Origin of the sequence: Bifidobacterium tissieri (assembly GCF_002259645.1) — a bacterium.
GTDB lineage: Bacteria > Actinomycetota > Actinomycetes > Actinomycetales > Bifidobacteriaceae > Galliscardovia > Galliscardovia tissieri.
Window position 1 is genome coordinate 16,457 of the sequence record NZ_MWWV01000001.1, and the last position, 19,636, is coordinate 36,092.

General features: G+C 61.4%; 17 protein-coding genes and 1 tRNA gene. 2 read left to right on the forward strand and 16 right to left on the reverse strand.

Translation table 11 applies throughout. The annotated features are described in order from the left end of the window. Positions 1–293: 293 nt before the first annotated feature. The 7 genes from argS to BTIS_RS00100 all read right to left on the reverse strand — a co-directional run bounded on the left by argS (position 294) and on the right by BTIS_RS00100 (position 7,516). A complete protein-coding gene (argS, locus tag BTIS_RS00070) occupies positions 294–2,072 on the reverse strand; it encodes an arginine--tRNA ligase (RefSeq protein ID WP_094661630.1) in 1,779 nt (592 codons plus the stop codon). 153 nt (positions 2,073–2,225) lie between these two features. Beyond that, a complete protein-coding gene (locus BTIS_RS00075; protein ID WP_094661631.1) occupies positions 2,226–3,623 on the reverse strand; it encodes an amino acid permease in 1,398 nt (465 codons plus the stop codon). A gap of 135 nt (positions 3,624–3,758) precedes the next feature. Next, positions 3,759–3,950 (reverse strand): hypothetical protein, encoded by a 192-nt coding sequence (locus tag BTIS_RS00080; protein ID WP_094661632.1) that lies wholly within the window; start codon positions 3,948–3,950, stop codon positions 3,759–3,761. Positions 3,951–4,129: 179 nt separating this feature from the next. Continuing rightward, positions 4,130–4,531: a Rid family detoxifying hydrolase gene (locus BTIS_RS00085; RefSeq protein ID WP_094661633.1), complete on the reverse strand. Its 402-nt coding sequence runs from the start codon at positions 4,529–4,531 to the stop codon at positions 4,130–4,132. A 288-nt stretch (positions 4,532–4,819) separates the two neighbouring features. Further along, positions 4,820–4,895, reverse strand: a tRNA-Arg gene (locus BTIS_RS00090). Between the two features lie 243 nt (positions 4,896–5,138). Continuing rightward, positions 5,139–5,954, reverse strand: a complete 816-nt coding sequence (locus BTIS_RS00095; RefSeq protein ID WP_094661634.1) for an amino acid ABC transporter ATP-binding protein — start codon at positions 5,952–5,954, stop codon at positions 5,139–5,141. Continuing rightward, positions 5,951–7,516, reverse strand: coding sequence for an amino acid ABC transporter substrate-binding protein/permease (locus BTIS_RS00100; RefSeq protein ID WP_245819157.1), 1,566 nt, complete (start codon positions 7,514–7,516; stop codon positions 5,951–5,953). Before BTIS_RS00100 ends, BTIS_RS00095 begins: the two co-directional genes overlap by 4 nt. A gap of 172 nt (positions 7,517–7,688) precedes the next feature. Between BTIS_RS00100 and BTIS_RS00105 the strand changes: the two genes are divergently transcribed. After that, positions 7,689–8,306, forward strand: coding sequence for a CYTH domain-containing protein (locus BTIS_RS00105; protein WP_094661635.1), 618 nt, complete (start codon positions 7,689–7,691; stop codon positions 8,304–8,306). Between the two features lie 6 nt (positions 8,307–8,312). On the opposite strand, the gene BTIS_RS00110 is transcribed toward BTIS_RS00105, so the two are convergent. The 3 genes from BTIS_RS00110 to BTIS_RS00120 form a co-directional block, all read right to left on the reverse strand. After that, positions 8,313–9,269 (reverse strand): tetratricopeptide repeat protein, encoded by a 957-nt coding sequence (locus BTIS_RS00110; RefSeq protein WP_094661636.1) that lies wholly within the window; start codon positions 9,267–9,269, stop codon positions 8,313–8,315. Positions 9,270–9,369: 100 nt separating this feature from the next. Beyond that, entirely contained in the window at positions 9,370–10,374 is a 1,005-nt protein-coding gene (locus tag BTIS_RS00115) for a DUF8094 domain-containing protein (protein WP_094661637.1), read from the reverse strand. Further along, complete coding sequence (locus tag BTIS_RS00120) at positions 10,374–11,918, reverse strand: hypothetical protein (protein ID WP_094661638.1); 1,545 nt, start codon at positions 11,916–11,918, stop codon at positions 10,374–10,376. Before BTIS_RS00120 ends, BTIS_RS00115 begins: the two co-directional genes overlap by 1 nt. A gap of 63 nt (positions 11,919–11,981) precedes the next feature. On the opposite strand from BTIS_RS00120, the gene BTIS_RS00125 reads away from it, so the two are divergent. Beyond that, positions 11,982–13,001 carry an FKBP-type peptidyl-prolyl cis-trans isomerase gene (locus BTIS_RS00125; protein ID WP_094661639.1) on the forward strand — a complete coding sequence of 340 codons (1,020 nt, stop codon included), beginning with the start codon at positions 11,982–11,984 and terminating at the stop codon, positions 12,999–13,001. A gap of 338 nt (positions 13,002–13,339) precedes the next feature. Here the strand turns inward: BTIS_RS00125 and nucS are convergent, their stop codons facing one another. The 6 genes from nucS to BTIS_RS00155 all read right to left on the reverse strand — a co-directional run bounded on the left by nucS (position 13,340) and on the right by BTIS_RS00155 (position 19,626). Further along, positions 13,340–14,065 (reverse strand): endonuclease NucS, encoded by a 726-nt coding sequence (gene nucS, locus BTIS_RS00130; protein WP_094661640.1) that lies wholly within the window; start codon positions 14,063–14,065, stop codon positions 13,340–13,342. Positions 14,066–14,387: 322 nt separating this feature from the next. After that, positions 14,388–14,690 carry a F0F1 ATP synthase subunit epsilon gene (locus BTIS_RS00135; protein ID WP_094661641.1) on the reverse strand — a complete coding sequence of 101 codons (303 nt, stop codon included), beginning with the start codon at positions 14,688–14,690 and terminating at the stop codon, positions 14,388–14,390. Beyond that, on the reverse strand, positions 14,690–16,180 hold the full coding sequence (atpD, locus tag BTIS_RS00140; protein WP_094661642.1) for a F0F1 ATP synthase subunit beta: 1,491 nt from the start codon (positions 16,178–16,180) through the stop codon (positions 14,690–14,692). The genes BTIS_RS00135 and atpD overlap by 1 nt, the downstream gene beginning before the upstream one ends. Before the next feature lie 7 nt (positions 16,181–16,187). Continuing rightward, the gene (locus BTIS_RS00145; protein ID WP_094661643.1) at positions 16,188–17,099 is read right to left on the reverse strand and encodes a F0F1 ATP synthase subunit gamma; all 912 of its coding nucleotides are present in this window, start codon (positions 17,097–17,099) and stop codon (positions 16,188–16,190) included. A gap of 3 nt (positions 17,100–17,102) precedes the next feature. After that, positions 17,103–18,746, reverse strand: a complete 1,644-nt coding sequence (gene atpA / locus BTIS_RS00150) for a F0F1 ATP synthase subunit alpha (RefSeq protein ID WP_094661644.1) — start codon at positions 18,744–18,746, stop codon at positions 17,103–17,105. A 61-nt stretch (positions 18,747–18,807) separates the two neighbouring features. Continuing rightward, positions 18,808–19,626, reverse strand: coding sequence for a F0F1 ATP synthase subunit delta (locus BTIS_RS00155; protein ID WP_094661645.1), 819 nt, complete (start codon positions 19,624–19,626; stop codon positions 18,808–18,810). Between the last annotated feature and the right edge of the window lie 10 nt (positions 19,627–19,636).

Sequence of the window (19,636 nt, forward strand, 5' to 3'; positions counted from 1 at the left end):
TGCCGGTGCGCATGTCCGCATGCGCAATACGGTTCACATTCTGCCAGAGTCGTCGGCATTCCCGTGACCATCGTCCAGATCAGCCGGTTCATACCAATGATTCTGGGTGTATCCCGGCCAATATCTCTGGGTCAAACCGACCCATATCAACGACTCTGGGTATATCCGTGTCATGAGGACCGACTTGTTGCCGGCTTCGTGACATGGTTATACCCAGAGTCAGATTTTGGAGTCCGGTTATACCCAGACTTCGGTCCGGTTATACCCAGATTCGAGTGCGGTTCCAGTCGGGATCACATCTTGTCCGGAGCAGTGACGCCGAGGAGATCAAGACCGTTGGCGATCACCTGACGAGCGGCGTCGTTGAGACGCAGTCGGGCGGCTGCGCGGGCTGGCTCCGGATTCTTGGCGATCTCAAGGGTGGCGCGCTCAGCTTCCGGCAGACGCTGCTCGGCGTCGGTCAGGGCCATCGGGGCCACGCGCTCGGCGGCATACCACTTGTGGTAGCGGCCGGCCAGATCCTCGAGATAGTGGGCTACGCGGTGCGGCGCGCGACCGTCGCCGGCGGTGGCGACCATGCTCGGGTACTGGGCGAGCGCGGCGATCAGGTCGCCGTCGGCCTCGGTGTCGAGCAGGGATAGGTCGGCACCCTCGGTGGTCACGCCGGCGGCTGCCGCGTTGCGGTCCACGTTGCAGCTGCGGGCGTGCGCGTACTGCACGTAGTACACCGGGTTCTCGTTGGTGTGGCTGGCGAGCAGGTCGAGGTCGATGTCCACGCTCTGGTTGTAGTCGGTACGGGCCAACGAGTAGCGGGCGGCGTCCACGCCCACGGCCTCCACGAGGTCGTCGAGCGTCACGACGTTGCCGGCGCGCTTGGACATACGCACGGGCTTGCCATCCTTCATCACGTTGACCAGCTGACCGATGAGGATCTGCATGTTCACGCCCGGCTCGTCACCGAACGCGGCGCACATGGCCATCATGCGGCCGATGTAGCCGTGATGATCGGCACCGAGCATGTAGATGGCCACGTCGGCCGGGTTGAGGATGCGGTGACGCTTGTTGCGGTAGTAGGCGATGTCGGCAGCGAAGTACGCGGCGTTGCCGTCGGACTTGATGATCACGCGGTCCTTGTCGTCACCGTGCTTGGTGGACGCGAACCAGGTGGCACCGTCCTTCTCATAGATGTCGCCGCGCTCGCGCAGTTCGGCGATGGCCTTCTCCACCTCGCCGTCGATGTACAGGCTGTTCTCGTGGAACCATACGTCGAAGTCCACGCGGAATTCCTTCATGGAATCCTTGATCTCGGCGAACATCATCGGCACGGCGCGCTTGCGGAACTCCTCGCGCTGCACGGAATCGCCCTCGGAGCCGTCCTCGGCGGTCACGCGCGGCAGGTCGAGCACGTCCACGCCGTCGGCCTTGGCCTCGTCGATCACACGCTGGGCGATCTCGTCGATGTAGGCACCCTTGTAGCCGTCGGCCGGGGTCTCCTCGCCGTGGGCCGCCGCCACGAGGGAACGGGCGAAGCGGTTGATCTGCTCGCCGTGATCATTGAAGTAGTATTCACGCACCACCTTGGCGCCGTTGGCTTCGAGCACACGGGCCATGGAGTCGCCGACGGCCGCCCAGCGGGTGCCGCCGATGTGGATCGGGCCCGTGGGGTTGGCGGAAACGAACTCAAGGTTGAGGGTCTTGCCGGCCAGATGCTCATTGCGGCCAAAGTCGGCACCCTGCTCGAGCACGGTGTCGACCACGCCGGCGGCGGAGGCGGAATCAAGCGTGATGTTGATGAAGCCTGGGCCCGCGATCTCCACGGACTTGATGCCCGTGTTCTTCTCGAGTTCGGGGACAAACAGTTCGGCCAGATCGCGGGGCTTCATGCCGGCCTTCTTGGCCAGCTGCATGGCGATGTTGCTGGCCCAGTCGCCGTGCGCGCGATCCTTCGGGCGCATGACGGTGATCTTTTCGATCGGGGGAATCAGGTCGTCGGTCAGCTCGCCGGCGGTACCGGCTGCGGCGAGGTCGTGTGCAATTGCGGAAATCAGTTCACTAAGCGCTTCAGGACTCATTCTTCAAAGTCTACCGAGAGCGCTGACGTTCCTTGGGACGCGCAGGAATGCACACGTCGGAACGTACCCTAGGCACCGACACACCGCAGACAGCACCAACACCAACACCAACACCAACATCAACACCAACATCAACATCAACGGAACGGTTACCTAGTTGTTGTCGCCCTGTGCACCGTGCTTCCTCCTCCAAGCCTCGCGTGCATAGTAGAAGGCGTAGCAGAGTCCGACGAACGGAATCATGTAATACAACGTGGATCGCTGCGATTCGTCGAACACCACCAGCACCAGCGCAAGCGCGCACATCACGATCGCGGCCCACGGTACGAACGGGTAGCCGGGGGCCTTGTATCCGAGCTCGTCCACACTGTGTCCCTCGGCCGTCCACTGCCGGCGGAATCTGATCTGACATACGGCCACGGACGCCCAGACCACGATCGTCGCCAATCCGGAGACCGCCACCAGCGCCAGGTACACGGTGCTGGCCGCCACCACGGACGACAGCAACGCGAGCAGACTGCCCGCCATGCTGAACATCACCGCGAACACGGGCACACCGCGGAAATTGGTCTTGGCGAGCCCGACCGGGATCATGCGCTCCTTGGCCAGCGACCACACCATGCGCGAGCACACGTACAGGCCGGAATTCGCCGCGGACAGGACGGCGGTAAGCACCACGAAGTTCATTATGTCACCGGCGAACGGCATACCGATCGACTGGAACACGAGCACGAACGGACTGGTATCGACGCCGGACTTGTGCCACGGGATGAGCGCGGCCATCACGGCGATCGATCCGATGAAGAAGATGGCGAGCCTCAGCACGGTGGTGTGCACGGCCTTGGGGATGGCCGAGCCCGGATCACGCGTCTCCCCCGCGGCCACGCCGACCACTTCGGTTCCCGAGAAGGCGAAAACCACGGTCAGCAGCGTGGAGAAGATCGGCGCGATGCCGTTGGGGAACCATCCGTCGGCGACGAAATTGCCGAACAGGGGCGCGGAATCGTAGCCGGAGATCGGAATCGCGCCGAATATGGCCAGCAGGCCGATGATGATGAACGCGACGATGGCGAACACCTTGATCGAGGCGAACCAGAATTCGGATTCGCCATACAGTCGTACGGACAGGATATTCAACGCGAACACCACGGCAATGAAAATAGCGCTCCACATCCATGTGGGGCTGCCGGGGAACCATCGTTGCATGAGCAGACCGGCCGCCGTGAATTCGGAGGCGAGCGCCACCGCCCAGTTCAGCCAATACAAAATGGCGATGGTGAACGCGGTGCCGGGGCCGATGAACCGGTTGGCGTACAGGTGGAAGCTACCGGCGTACGGCATGGCCACGGACAGTTCGCCGAGGCACAGCATGACAAAGTAGACGAGCAGCGATCCGATGGCGTAGGCGATGATCGCGCCGAGCGGTCCGGCCTGATGGATCGTGTATCCGGAGCTGAGGAACAGTCCGGTGCCGATCACGCCGCCAAGCGAGATCATGGTCAGATGCCGGGATTCCATCTTGCGTTCCAGCCCGGTGGCTTCGGGCTCCATAGTGCGCGGTTCTGCGTTCTTCACCCCAGCAGACTACCGCAACCCATCCAAAAACAATAATCCGCCCAACCAAAGCGAACGAGACAATGGGACAGCACACGTGCCGTGATCACGCGCTCACGCAGATCACACAGATCACATCAACGCGGAAATGCCATAGATCAGAAAGATGGCCGCGAATGCCACCGCGGCGACTCCTCCCACCACGGCGAGCGCCAGACCCAATGGATATACGGGCACCCGCGTCTTCGCCCGCATCAGTCGCAGCCCCAGCGTCAGCACTGCCGCCGCGATGCATGCGAGTACACCGATCAATACGAGAAACATGGTTGCATTGTAGGCTTTCCGCGGCGAATCCGACAGCAATACGGTCCGGATCCGCCGCGTCCACCACTATCGGGTCGTATCAGGTCAGGTCGTATCAGATCGCCCAGTCGTTGCCAACCATCCGATCGGAAAACACGAGACCGCCTGAACCACGATCGATCATGCCATTCGTGTCATCATTATTCGGCGTCGTTGAGCACGGCGATGGCGTCGATCTCCACCAGCGCGCCCTTGGGGATGTTGTTGCCGCCGAAGGCCACGCGCGCGGGCTTGACCGAGCCGATGAACACCTTGGCGTACTCGCCGTCGATCTCCTTGAAATCGTCCACGTTCTTCATGTAGATGGTGGCGCGCACGATGTTCTCGATGCCGCTGCCGGCCGCGTCGAGAATGTGCTTGATGTTCCTGAGGGCCTGCGCGGTCTGTTCACCAGCGGAGGTGCCGGCCAGTTCGCCGGTGTGCGGGTCGATGCCGAGCTGACCGGAGACGAACACGAATCCGTTCGCCTTCACCGCCTGGCTGTATGCGCCGAGCGCGGCCGGAGCGTATGCGGTCGCAACCTCTTCAAGCTTGTCTACCATGATGTTCTCCTTCGACTCCTGTGGTCTGATGATGTGATTACGTTCGACCGCCGCCCACCGATGGCACCGAATGGCACCGGGCAACGTCCCCGACAGGCCGGCGGCCAACGCCGGTATGGTTCCGCATTGTACGGCGATCGGCCGGCCGGTATCCCCAAACGCCCGGCATTCGATCACGACGACAGAAGGCGCGTTTTTTCTTTACGTAGTCCATACCGGACATGCCCATACCCAGATACGCCCCAGATACGACAAAAGGCCTCATATCAACGATATGAAGCCTTGCACTGGTGGGCTCGATGGGGATCGAACCCACGACCTTCTGTTCCGGAGACAGACGCTCTATCCACTGAGCTACGAACCCGAGTCCGTTTCACGGGCAGCACCCGTAAAACACGCACCCCATTAGTGTACACGCATCCTCGACTAATGCCGGGATTGTCATAGGACGCAATTGGCGGTCATGGGCGGTCACGTCTGACCATAATCAAGACCATAATGAAAACGCGTGAATCACGAGTACGTCAGTATCTCATGATTCACGCGCATATCAGACATAAGCGCCAGGCTATATCAGCGCTACAGCACTACAGCACCTACAACAGCACTACAGCACCTTCGACAGGAACGAACGCAGACGCGGACTCTGCGGGTTGCCGAAGATCTGCTCCGGAGTGCCCTCCTCCTCGATCACGCCGGCGTCGGTGAAGATCACGCGCGTGGAGACCTCGCGGGCGAACGCCATCTCATGCGTCACCAGCAGCATGGTCATGCCCTTCCTGGCAAGATCGCGGATCACCTGCAGCACGTCGCCCACCATCTCCGGGTCGAGCGCGGACGTGGCCTCATCGAACAGCATGATCTGCGGATCCATGGCCAGCGAGCGCGCGATGGCCACACGCTGCTTCTGACCGCCGGACAGCGAGTCGGGGTTGGCGTCGATCTTCTCCTCGAGCCCCACCATACGCAGCAGTTCAAGCGCACGGGCGCGCGCCTTGTCGGCGGGCACCTTCTTGATGAGCGTGGGTGCCAGCATGATGTTCTCCGCCACGGTCATGTTAGGGAACAGGTTGAAGTGCTGGAACACCATGCCGATGTGTTCGCGCGTCTTGTCGATGTCGGTCTTCGGATCGGCGATGTCGTTGCCGAGCACCACGATCGATCCTGACGACGGCGTATCGAGGCCGTTGAGGCAGCGCAGGAACGTGGACTTGCCGGCACCGGACGGGCCGATGATCGAGATGACCTCGCCCGCGTGCACCTGGCAGTTGATGCCCTTGAGCACCTCGTTGCCGCCGAAGCTCTTGCGCAGGTCCTTCACGTCGATGACGACGTCGGCAGTGGTGGTATCGGCAGTGGCGACTTCGGCAGCCGTAGCATCAGCAGCCGTGGTAACAGTGTTCGTATTGGTTGCTTCACTCATCGCTTGTTCATCCTCCGATCAACGATGTTGGCGAGCCAGGTGAGCAGGGTGATCGCCACGAAGTAGATCACGCCGACCATGAGCAGCGTCTCGGTGACGCGGAAGTTGGCCGCGTAGATCTGCTGGGCCTGGTAGAGCAGTTCGCCGAAGCCGATGGCCAGCAGCAGCGAGGAGTCCTTGAGCATGATGACCAGCTGGTTGATGATGGCGGGGGTGCCGATCTTCACCGCCTGCGGCAGGATCACCTTGCGCATCGCCTGGTTGTAGTTCAGGCCGAGCGAGCGGGCGCCTTCCATCTGTCCCTTGTTCACGGATTCAATGGCACCGCGCACGATCTCCACCAGGTAGGCACCGGAGTTGAGCGACAGCGTGAGCGCGCCGGCCACCCAGATGTTGATGCTGTGGCCGATGAGCTGCGGAATGCCGAAGTAGAAGAAGAACGCCCACACCAGGATCGGAGTGCCACGGAAGATGGCCACGTATACGCGTGCGATCCAGGAAAGCACCGGGTTGGGGGCCACTCGCATCAGGCCGAGCACGATGCCGAGCACAAGCGCGATCACGAAGGAGATCGCGGTGATGAGCAGCGTGTTCTTCAGACCGATCATCAGTGCGGGGAACGAATCCTTGGCCAGATCGAGGAAGCTCTTCTTGGCGCCAGACGCATTGGCGTTGGCCGTGTTGGCGGTACCGTTCTCGCCGAGGTACTTGGCGAGGATCTTGTCGTATTCTCCGGACTGCTTCAGATTGGCGAGTCCCGCGTTGAACGCGGCAAGCAGGTCGGCGTTCTGCCCCTTGTTGACGGCGAATCCGTAGGAGCCGCCGGGAACCTTGGGGGTGACGGTCTTCAGGCCGTTGCCCTGCGTGATGCCGTAGGCGAGCACCGGGTAGTCGTCGACCACGGCGTCCGCGTTGCCGGACTTGACCATTTCGTACATGGTGGCCGACTGGTCGACGGACTTGACGGTGTAGCCGTACTTCTTCGCGTTCTTCTTGGCGAACGTCTCACCCTCGGCACCGGTTTTGGCCACGACGGTCTTGCCCTTGAGATCCTCATATCCCTTGATCTCGTCATTGTTCTTGGCGATGGCCATCTGCACGCCCGATTCGAAGTACGGGTCGGAGAAATCATAGACGGCCTTGCGTTCGTCGGTAATCGACATGCCGGCGATCACGCCGTCGGCCTGTCCGGACGACAGCGCCTGCAGCGCGGCGTTGAAGCCGAGCGACTGGATCTCCACCTCGAAGCCCTGATCCTTGGCGATCGCACGGAGCATATCCATGTCGATGCCGACCATCTGTCCGTTGGAATCACGGAATTCGAATGGCGCGAATGTGGTGTCGGTCGCGATCTTGAAGGTCTTGCCCTTGACGGCCGCGGCGTTTCCTGCGGTCGTGGTCGTCGTGGTTGCGGCCGTGTCTTCGGCGGCGTTCACCGTGGAGACTCCGAGGGAGCCAAGGCCGGCCACGCACAGCAGCATGGCCAGCATCATGCCGACCATCGTTCGCCACTGCGAAGCGCGCCGCATCACGGCGACGCCGATCTTCTTCTCAATATGCATAAATTGAGCTCCTTTACAAAAACGCAAATACTCTACGTTCGCGCGGTTTCCATCCTGTTACCGGCCGTTACCTGCCGTTATCGGCGAATTTGCGCCAGATACATCAATGCCGACAGGTGCGACAGCGGTTGCATCGCTTTCATCGTCGTTTGATTTTCGTTACGATGGTGCCATGGTGGATGAATTCGAATACGAGCGTCGATTCTATTGCCGGGAGTTTCCCGACGAATGCGATGACGGCGACGCTCCCCTGCTTATGGTGCAGAGTTATTTTCTGCATCAGGATGGATTTGCGTTGCGTTTGCGCGTGCAGGCGCGGGGTGTTCGTGTGCCGATGGGCTCCCAGACGGATGGTCTGACCACGCTGATGCAGCATCGTGAGGCGTTTCAGGAGGCGTACATCACGGTATTGGGTTCGCCGGTGAGCGGTACGCGATACGAGGCCGAGCGCACGGTGGACGCCGACATCGCCGCGGAGATGATACTGCGCGGGGGTACGCCGATCATCAAGAACCGCTACAGTGTGTGGATCGACGAGGATGGATGGAACATCGACGTGTTCGGCGCGAACAACGCCGGTCTGATCGTGGCGAAGGTGGAGCGCTCAAGTCCGGTGACGAACCTGCTGATTCCCTCGTTCTGCACAACCGAAGTGACCGACGATCATCGTTTCTACAACGATGGGCTCGCGTCACGGCCGTTCATCACCTGGCGGGATGATTTTCTCGCCGGACTGCACCGCGACGGAGCCCAATACTCCCAACTGTTCGGTGAAAACCGCTACGAGTAACTACTTTCAGTACATCAACGTGGCCAGACGCCTGCGGGCGCGGGCGACGCGAGGATCCTTCTCGTCCGGAATGGAGAAGTACTCCAGCAGACGCTTGCGCACCGGCTCCACATCGGCCTTGTGACCGGCGAGGAAGTCAAGCAGACGATCGAACGCATCCTGAATCTGACCGCCGATCATATCGATGTCGGCGACGGCAAGCTGCGCCTCCACGTCATCCGGGGACTCGGCGGCAGCCGCGCGCACCACGCGCACGTCAGCCGAACCGGAACGATCGAGCAGCAGTGCCTTGGCATGTTCGCGGGCCGCACGCACATCATGCGGATCGGCCTCCATGAGCTTGGCGTATTCCGCGGCGGCACCGGCGTAGTCGCCCTCCTGGGCAAGCTGGTGAGCCTTGGCATGCGATTCCGGAATGGCCTCCGACTCTGGCGCGGTTGCGGCACCATCTCCGGCAGCTCCCTCCTGATACGGAGCGGTACCGGTCACGCCGGCCTGCTGGGCCATCTGAATGAGCTGCGGAATGAGCTGCTCCACAATCTGATTGAGTTCCGCATCGGAAGGCACACCCTGCAGAATCGGCATCGGACGGCCGCCGATCAGACCGTACAGGGCCGGAGCGCCCTGCGCCTGCAATGCCTGAGCGATGGTCGGGCTCTTGGCGATGTCGATACGGGACAGCTGGATCTTACCCTCCAGCTTGTTCACGGTCTCGCCAAGCTTACGTGCGATGCCGAAGCACCGATCGTCATCGGTGACCCACAGCAACAGCAGGATCGGGAACGTGGCCGAAGTCTGCACCATGGCCTGGAAGGTGCTCTCATCGGTATCGATCACATATCCGCCGGCCGCGGGCGCTCCCCCGGCCTGCCCGGCCTCGGCGTCCACCTTGTGCTTGAGGGCCTCCAGATCCACGGCCCCCGCCAACGAAATACCCGGATTGAACGGTTTCTTGTCCGCCATCGCTACTCCTTACTGTGCTGCTGTATGTACGATTACGTTCTCGCGCGCGTTTGCGCGTTCACACGTTCACATGTTCACGCGTTTGCGCGTCGTGCCGCCGTTACTGAGCCTCGACCTTGATCGGCTGACGCTCGGCACCCACGGCCTGGATCTTCTCGCCGGAATCCGACGTGGGAATGAACAGGGCCACCACGTTCACATAGGTGACCTTCATGCTGCTGGTGGCCGTACCACCACCGAACAGCGCCTTCTCCGCATCCGAAGCAGGCAGCGATTCGCGCCCCTCGCCGGCGGTACGGGTCCATTCGGAATTGATCTGCGCCACCACCAGATCGCCGCCGCGGGCCGCACGCATGATCTTGATCTGGTCCGGCTGCACAGTGAAAGTCTGCGACTGGGTTCCGGCATTCGCCTCGATGCCCTTCTGCACCGTGGCGGTGAGCGAGGCGAGATCATTGCGCAGCTGGTCGTCGTTGAAATCACCCGCGTACTTGCTGTTGCCGCCGTTCTGCAGCACATCGGCATAATGCGCCACGGCGTCGGCCGGAGTGCTCACCAGTCCGGAATCGTCCACGTCACCCATCTTCGAGCCCAGCTTGGGCACCTCGAATGCGGGCAGCTGAGCGCCCTGGAACAGACGAACCAGCCCCCACAGCTTGTAGTTGCTACGCGCACTGTCCTGATTGAACACCAGCAGACGCTGCGACTGCTGGTCGTCAGTGGTGGTGGTGATCGTGAAGACCGACCTGGGCCAGCTGGAATCCGTGGGGATCACCGTCTGGCTGATCTTGTCGGGGATGGTCGCATGCGGATCAAGATTGCCGGTGGCCTGCGCGATGGTGAGCTGGCTGGAACGCACTTCAAGCTCCGGGCCCTCCACACGCTCGGAGAGCGCATTCGCGTCCTTGGCGTCGTCCGCCTTCTTGAGCACGTCGAGGATCTTGCCGCGTAGATTTTGTTCCTGGGCCTCGGTCAGCACCGGAGCATCGGTAGCGGATGTGGTGGCGGTCACCTTCGGCACGGTTTCGCTGCAGGCCGCGAGCGCGGGTAGCATGGCCACGGTAAGCGCGGCCGCGGTGATGCGTACGATTGTGGATTTTCTCATCACTTGGCCTCCTTCGTGCCGTCGGTATCGTCATTGCCTGGGTTGGTGTCGTTGTTGGTAGCGGTGTCCGCGCCGTCGGTATCGGCTGCGGTATCCGCCGCTTCGGCGTTCGCCGCGTTCTCGGCGGCCAGACGCGCGAAGTATTCCTGCAGTTCGTCGGTGCTCACGGCAGGCGTGTTCTGCTGCAGCAGATTGACCGACGTGACGTCAAGCACTTCCGGGCCTTCGGCTTCGTGCTCCTCGCGCAGTTCCTCCTCGATTGCCTCCCTGCGATGCGAATGATGACGGCGTCGACGCTCACGACGCTCACGACGTCGACTGCGTTCCGGCGACGGCGGCTCGGATCCGGCATGCATCCAATGCGGCTTGCCGTCCTGATCGAGCATCTCCTCTTCGGTGAGCGCAGTCACGTGCGCATTCTCCAGCGTCTTCCTCTTCCGACGACGGTGGCCTTCCAACGAGAACAGCGTCGCGGCGAGAATGGCCATCACGGTAAGCAGACCACCCACGAAGAAGAACGGCATGGCGAAGTCCGGCACCGTGGCGCGAGTCCAGCTCATCGTGAAGTCAAGCTTGGTGTTTGCCTTCGGATCGGCACCCTGAGCGCTGACAAGAATCACACGATCGCCGCCATCGCCCTTCCACTGCAGCGTGGTCTTGTCGTTGTTGCACGAGACCTGCTCCCACATATCGGAGTCGGCGAACGCCACGGTTCCGGTATCGCCGGAGTCCTTGGTCGACGACGTCTGCGTGGTGAAGCTCTGCCACGTGGCCAGACCGTTCACACGCGTGTACTTCTGACCGGACAGCCAGCCGGTGGCGTCACGCGCCGACGTGACCGCAATGCACACCTGATCGCCGGACGCCGCAGTAGCGCTGATATCCACGGTGTTGTCGGCAAGGGCCAGCACGCCCGGATCGGTGACCACATAATTCGTCGACAGTGTTCCAGTGGACACGGTGACGTGCGGGTTCGGCTTCCAGATGGTCGCATTGAGCCCGCCGAACACGAAGGCGATGATGGCCAGCACCCCCAGCACCGGCGTGACGATGCCACGCATGATCTTCACATGACGACGATGCTTGCGCTTGGCGATCTCCTCCGGATCCAGATTCTCGTCATCCTCGGATTCGTTCGTATCCGTAGCTTCAGCAGTGTCAGCAGTCGGATCCGTGACGTCCATAGCGGCAACGGCGACATCAGCACCGTTGGCATCGGCATCCATCGTGCCCGTAGCGACGTTCTCCTCGTCGACGGATCCAGACTCATTGTCCGCCACCACAACCGGTTCGGCGATGGCCACGGTATCCGTCGACACATCCGTCGATTCAGAGACCGCGGCAACCCCATTGGGATCAGTGTCATCGTCGGAATCCGCATCATCGGTTTTGCGATGCGGCATGAATTTAAACAGGTCCAACTCAGCAAGCGACGCCTTCTCACGTCGTTCAGGCACAGTCGAACCACCGACCTTCTGCCCGGCCGGCCCCTTCACGTCCTTGGACGATTCGTCATCCTGATTCTGCAGGTTCGTATCACTCATATTGATTGCCATTCTACAAGCCACCGCTTATTACAGTCAGGAAATGCCGATACAGTAGGGATCATGCGTGATTTCCAATCCAACATCCGTCAGCGCGCACGTCGCGCAATCGCCCTGGCCTGCACCGTTGCGCTGGGTCTCTCCCTGTCCGCATGCGGCTCCAGCGACTCCGACTCCACCGACAAGTCAAGCAGCTCCTCATCGGCATCATCCTCCACCAAACTCACCGCCATGACCGGCATCTCCGCCGAAGGTGAACTCGGCAAGGAACCCACAATCTCCTTCAAAACCCCGCTGGACGTCAAAAACTACAGCTACCAGATCCTCCAGAAGGGCAACGGCGACACCATCGAAGATGGCGACCGACTCTGCGTCCAGCAAATCGCCTACGACGCCCAGACCGGCAAGCAACTCGACAACGCCAACACCTGGACCACCAACTCCCCCGAATGCTCCATGGTCATGAACACCAGCGCCATCAACCAGGAATACTACGACCTCTTCAAGGGCAAGAAGGTCAACACCACCATCGCCTTCGGCTTCGACGACAGCTCATCCTCCTCACCCACCGCCTCCTCCAGCTCCGACGGCGTCACCACCGCCACCGCCACCAAATACATCATCGCCCTCACCGTCGTCTCCAAGTCCAAGTCACTCACCCGCGCCACCGGCGACAAAGTGACCGACATCCCCGCCGATCTTCCCAAGGTCACCCTCGACAAGGACGGCAAGCCCTCCCTAGACATGAACAACTACAAGCCCGGTGACCAGCTCGTCGTCCAGACCCTCATCAAAGGCACCGGTCAGGAAGTCAAGGACACCGACACCGTCAGCGCCCACTACACCGGCTGGGTCGCCAGCACCGGCAAACAGTTCGACTCCTCCTGGGATCGCGGTGCCGCCAGCGACTTCTCCCTCGACCAGGTCATCAAAGGCTGGAAGCAAGGCCTCGCCGGCCAGACCGTCGGCTCCCAGGTCCTCCTCATCATCCCCCCGGACCTCGCCTACGGCTCCACCGAACAGAACGGCATCCCGGCAAACTCGACGTTGGTGTTTGTGGTAGACATCCTCGCCGCTTATTAGCGAATTGGGTGGGGGACGGAGTGTCGTCGGCGTTACTCCTCAGTCGACGTACCTTCGTACGCCTTCCTTCGGTGCGCCTTGACGACACACGCGTCCCCCACCCAATTCCACTCACAAAACTAGTGTCGTCGGCGTTACTGGGCCTTCAAGCGTAGAGTCCAGTGGACTCTACGTAGGCGAAGGGAGCAGCCGCCAAGGCTGCGCACGGCCGGCACATGCCGGCGGGTCGACGTACCGTCGTACGCCTTCACCTTCCGCGCCTTGACGACACACGCGTCCCCGCCCAATTCCACTCAATAGCCAAGTGTCGTCGGCGTTACGGAAGGTTCGACGACTGGCTAGAACAGGCGGAGTTCGTCGGATTCGGTGCTTTTCATATCGTCGTAATCCAGAATCAGGCAGTCGAAACCACGATCCTTGGCCAGTACCTGCGCCTGAGGCGTGATGGTCTGCGCGGCGAAGATGCCACGGACCGGTGCCAGCAACGGATCACGATTCAGCAGCTTGCAATAGCGCGTCAACTGCTCCACACCATCGATGCCGCCATGCCGTTTGATCTCAATCGCCACATGCACGCCGTCGGCATCCACCGCCATGATGTCAACCGGACCGATCGCGGTCGGATATTCACGACGAATCAACTTGGCACCCGCGCCAATCCGTTCGATCTGCTCAGCCAGATACTGCTGCAGATGATCCTCCACGCCATCCTTGACCAGCCCCGGGTCCTCCCCCAAATCAAACGACTGGTCGGAATACACGCGGTACAGCGTCACGACCAGCACGTCCGACGACTTGTCCGCCGTGACCCGCAGCTGACGAATGGGCTTCGGCGCGGCGAATTCATCATCATCGTCAACGACGTCATTATCCGCATCGTCAAGATCGATCTCCTTGATCTTGCACGGTGCGGCCATCCAATTAAGCGGCTTATACGATCCCAGCTCGGAGAAGATCAGACAGCTGGAATCCGCCTTGATCAGGATCACACGTTTGGCTTGCGGTAGTGAGGCATTGAGTCGGCCGGAGTATTCGGCCGAGCAGTCGGCGACGATAATACGCATACAGCACAGAATAACGAAGCCTCTGACCGTGTCCCGATCTCCCCCACCCGTTAGTGTGAGCTCACACTAACGTGCCACCCTCGCAAAACGTTGAAATTCCAACAACCCAGTTTTTTAGTGTGATCACACTAAGGAAGTGGGATGTACGGTATGTGGGCAATGGTCAGAATGTGGAATTTGGATAGGTTTAGCGTAGATAAGTCCGGCGTGGGTGACTCCACATGATGACTCCACACGACGGATATGAAAAGGGTGTGCAACCGATTGCTCGGTCGCACACCCTGATGCGTATCACAAGTCACGCGCGAGGCGCGACGGACACCTACTCGGCGGACGATGCGTTGAGATCAACGCCGTCCTTGCAGGTCTCCACGGCCACGGTGAGCTTGTTGGAATCGAAGGAGATGAAGCCGTCGGTCACCTCGAAGCCAAGCGTTTTGCCGTTCGGCTGGATGACCTTGATCAGCCCGTCCTTGGTGGCGGTCATAACCGGCTCGTGGTCGGCGAGGATACCCATGGAACCCTCGGAAGCCGGAATGCTGATCTGCACCGCGGTCCCCGACCACACAGGGCGGTCGGCGGCCACGATGTTCACCTGGATGGTGGGCTTGTCGGTCGCTGCCATCAGGCCGCGAACTCCTTCTGCATGTTGTGCCACTTCTCCTCGAGGTCGTCGATGCCGCCGATGCCGGAGAACGCCTGCTCCGGAACATCGTCGTACACGCCGTCGCAGATGCGCTTGAACGCCTCGACGGTTTCGTCCTTCGACACGTAGGAGCCGGGACGACCGGTGAACTTCTCGGCCACGTAGAAGTTCTGACCGAGGAACTGCTCGATCTTACGGGCACGGTTGACGGTGGTCTTATCCTCTTCGCCGAGCTCGTCGATACCGATCAGGGCGATGATGTCCTGCAGCTCCTTGTTACGCTGCAGAATCGCCTTGACACGGTTGGCGGTCTCGTAGTGGTCCTGACCGACGTAACGCGGATCAAGGATTCGCGAGGTGGAGGCCAGCGGGTCCACGGCCGGGTAGATGCCCTTCGAGGCGATCTCACGGGAAAGCTCGGTGGTCGCGTCGAGGTGGGCGAAGGTCGTGGCAGGCGCCGGGTCGGTGTAATCATCGGCCGGCACGTAGATGGCCTGCAGCGAAGTGATGGAGTGACCACGGGTCGACGTGATTCGCTCCTGCAGCGAACCCATCTCATCCGCCAGGTTCGGCTGGTAACCCACTGCGGACGGCATACGGCCGAGCAGCGTGGACACCTCGGAACCCGCCTGGGTGAAGCGGAAGATGTTGTCGATGAAGAGCAGCACGTCCTGGTTCTGCACGTCGCGGAAGTACTCAGCCATCGTCAGAGCGGTCAGCGGCACGCGCAGACGCGTTCCCGGCGGCTCATCCATCTGGCCGAAGACCAGAGCGGTCTTCTCAAGCACGCCAGCCTCGTCCATCTCGCCGATCAGATCGTTACCCTCACGGGTACGCTCACCGACGCCGGCGAACACAGACACACCACCGTGGTTCTGTGCGACTCGCTGGATCATCTCCTGGATCAGCACGGTCTTGCCGACGCCTGCGCCGCCGAACAGACCGATCTTGCCACCCTGCACGTACGGGGTCAGAAGATCGATGACCTTGATGCCCGTCTCGAACATCTGGGTCTTGGACTCCAGCTGATCGAATGCCGGCGGGTTGCGGTGGATGCCCCAACGCTCCTTGACCTCGATCTTCTCATCCGGCTTCTGGTTCAGGATGCGGCCGGAGACGTCGAACACGTGTCCCTTGGTCACATCGCCGACCGGGACCTCGATCGGACCGCCCGTGTCGGTCACGCTGGCGCCGCGGACCAGACCGTCCGTAGGCTTCAGAGCGACGGCGCGCACGGTGGAGTCGCCGAGGTGCTGTTCGACCTCGAGCATGATCGTGTGGCTGGTCTCGCCTTCGGTGGAACCCACCGCGGCGATCTCCACAGTCAAGGCGTTATAGATATCGGGCAGGTGACCCACCGGGAACTCAATATCGATAACCGAGCCTTGGACACGAACAATGCGGCCCTGCGAGGCTGCCGAGGCGTCGACCTCGGCTGCCGTTGCCGCAGCTACATTACTTTCTGCCATGGCGTTCCTATTCTTTCTCGTTATTCAATGCATCGGCGGAACCGATGATTTCTGTAAGCTCCTGCGTGATCGCTGCCTGACGCGTGGCGTTGAGCTTACGGGTCAGTTCGTCGATCAGATTGCGGGCGTTGTCGGTGGCGGTGTGCATGGCGTTCTGCCGGCTTGCCGTCTCCGATGCCGCGCTGGTGAGCAGGCACTCGTGGATGCGCGACTGCACGTACTTCGGAAGGACTCGATCGAGGACCTCGTCACGACTGGGCTCGAAACTGTAGAGCGGCTGGGCCTCGGGCACGTTAGTACCCTCGGTCTGCTCATCCTCGGCGCTGACGATCTCCACCGGCAGCATCCTGAGGATGCGCACCTTCTGTACGACCATGTTCACGAATTCGGTGAACACGACGTAGAGTTCGCTCACGCCGCCTTCGTCGGCCGGCTTCATGTAGGCATCGAGCAGGGCCTTGGAGATCTCTTCGGCGACTTCGACGCCGGGGGCGTCGGAATTGCCTTCCCAAGTGCCTCGCACGTCGCGGCCACGGTACTTGTAGTACGTGACGCCACGACGGCCGTAGACATAAAGCTCGGGCTTCTTGCCCTTGTCGTCAAGCTTGGCCAGCAGGCTCTCCGTTTCACGAATGATCGAAGAGGTGTATGCACCGGCCATACCTCGATCCGCCGTGAGGGCGAGGACTGCCACACGCGGGTTGTCCTCGTCCTTCCTCACGATCGGATGCGAGATATGGGTGTGCTGGGCCAGAGCCTGGACTGCATCGAAAATCGCATCGGAGTAAGGCTTCGCGGCCAGGGCCACGTTACGGGCCTTGGCAATGCGAGAGCTTGCGATCATCTCCTGCGCATTGAAGATCTTCTCCAACGACGACGTGGAGGCGATTCGCGCCTTATATGCGAGTTGCGATGCCATGGACTACTCCTCCTTGGTCGAGGCCTTCGGCGCGACCAGCTTCTCCTGTTCCACAGGGGTGTCGGTCTTCTCGACGGGCTTCTCAGCCACCAGCGGGGTTCCGTCGTGCTGAACGAAGGTGTTGCGGAACTCGTCAACGGCCTTCTCCAGCGCCTTCTCGGTGTCGGCGGTGAAGTCCTCGGTGTCGCGGATGGTCTTCAGGATGTCGGTGTTGTGATCGACATAGTCCAGCAGACCGTGCTCGAACGGCAGCACATCGACCAGATCGAGGTCGTCGAGCTTGCCATGCGTGCCGGCCCACACGGACACGACTTCCTGCTCCATCGAGTACGGAGAGTACTGAGGCTGCTTCAGCAGCTCGGTCAGGTGCGCACCACGGTTCAGCTGAGCCTTGGACGCCGCATCCAGATCGGACGCGAACATGGCGAAGGATTCCAGCGAACGGTACTGTGCCAGCGAGATCTTCAGCGTACCGGAGACCTTCTTCAGCGCCTTGGTCTGCGCCGCGCCACCGACTCGGGACACGGAGATACCGACGTCCACGGCAGGACGCTGGTTGGCGTTGAACAGGTCGGACTGCAGGAAGATCTGGCCGTCCGTGATGGAAATGACGTTGGTAGGAATGTACGCGGAGACGTCGTTCGCCTTGGTCTCGATGATCGGCAAACCGGTCATGGAACCGCCGCCCAGATCATCGGACACCTTCGCGCAGCGTTCGAGCAGACGCGAATGCAGGTAGAAGACGTCACCCGGGTACGCCTCACGCCCCGGCGGGCGACGAAGCAGCAGCGAGATCGAACGGTAGGCTTCAGCCTGCTTCGACAGATCGTCGAAGACGATGAGCACGTGCTTGCCGTGGTACATCCAGTGCTGGCCGATGGCCGAGCCGGTGTACGGGGCAATGTACTTGAAGCCAGCGGAATCGGAAGCCGGGGAGGCCACGATCGTGGTGTACTCCATGGCGCCGGCCTCTTCCAGAGCCTGACGCACGGACGCGATGGTGGAGCCCTTCTGACCGATGGCCACGTAGATGCAGCGGACCTGCTTCTTCGGGTCTCCGGATTCCCAGTTGGCCTTCTGATTGATGATGGTATCGATCGCGATGGCGGTCTTACCGGTCTGGCGGTCGCCGATGATGAGCTGACGCTGTCCACGACCGATCGGGGTCATGGCGTCGATGGCCTTGAGGCCGGTCGACAGCGGCTCGTCGACGGGGTGACGATGCATCACGTCAGGGGCCTGCGCCTCGAGGATTCGACGACCCTCGGCCTTGATCTCGCCAAGGCCGTCAATCGGCTTGCCCAGCGGGTCGACGGTACGGCCAAGGTAGCCGTCACCGACCGGCACGGAAAGCACGTCGCCAGTGCGGCGCACTTCCTGTCCCTCTTCAATGCCGGCGAAGTCACCGAGGACGACCACACCGATTTCTCGGGCGTCCAGGTTGAATGCCAGACCAAGCGTGCCGTCCTCAAAGGTCAGCAGCTCGTTGGCCATGCAGCCGGGGAGACCCTCCACGTGCGCGATGCCATCACCAGCCGTCTTGACGGTTCCGACCTCCTGGGTCGGAGTGTCAGACGGCTTGTAGGACTCGACGAAGTCGTCGAGCGCCTGGCGTATCGCCGCGGGATCGATGGTCAATTCTGCCATTGATCACTCCTTTTGTTTGTTTCTGTTCAAGAACGTCTATTCGTTCGTACGGCGTGCCGGGCTAGGCCACGGCGCGCTTGAGGTTCTGCAGCTGTGCCGCCACAGTGTTGTCGGTGACCTCCGAGCCCATCTGGATGCGCATGCCTCCGAGCACCTTGGGATCGACCACGCTGTTGACGAAAACCTTGCGACCGACCTTCTTCGAGTACACGGCCTTGATCTTCTGGAACTGCTCGTCCTTCAGCGGAACGGCACTCGTCACCGTAACCATGTAGCGGTTGCGGTGTTCGGCGGCCACATCGATCAGCCAGTTGATCGTCGACAGGTATCGACGGTTGCGCAGGTCTCGTGTCGCGTGCTCCGCCAAGGCGACGGTTACCGGATCAAGAGCCTGTCCCTTGAGCAGGGTGTCAAGGAACTTGACGCGGGTTTCCGGCGCGGCGTGCGAGTCGGACAGTCGCTGACGGACGACCGGCAGATTGAGCAGCGCGGACGACAGCTGGGACAGTTGGATGGACACCGCGGAGCACTTGTCGCGCGAGTCGGCCTCGCACAGCATGGCTTCCACGGCCACATCCTCGGTCGCATCCGCAATGTCGGCCGGACGGCTCCAGTTGCTTGCCACGAGCGACTCAACGATCTCGAGCGTGAGCGGCCTCACCTTGCCGGCAAGGATCGCATGCACGAGCTTGGCCTTGTCGTCCGCGGAACGCGAAGGATCGGTGAGCGAGCGCTCGAGCTGACGGTTGTCGTCGAGAATGGCAGCGAAGTCGAACAGCTCTTCGCCGACCGTCCTCGCAACCGCTCCGGCCTTGTCCAGCTTGGGACCATAGGTCGCGAGCACGGCCTTCACCGAACTGGATGAAGTTTCTCCGTACATCGGATTTTCA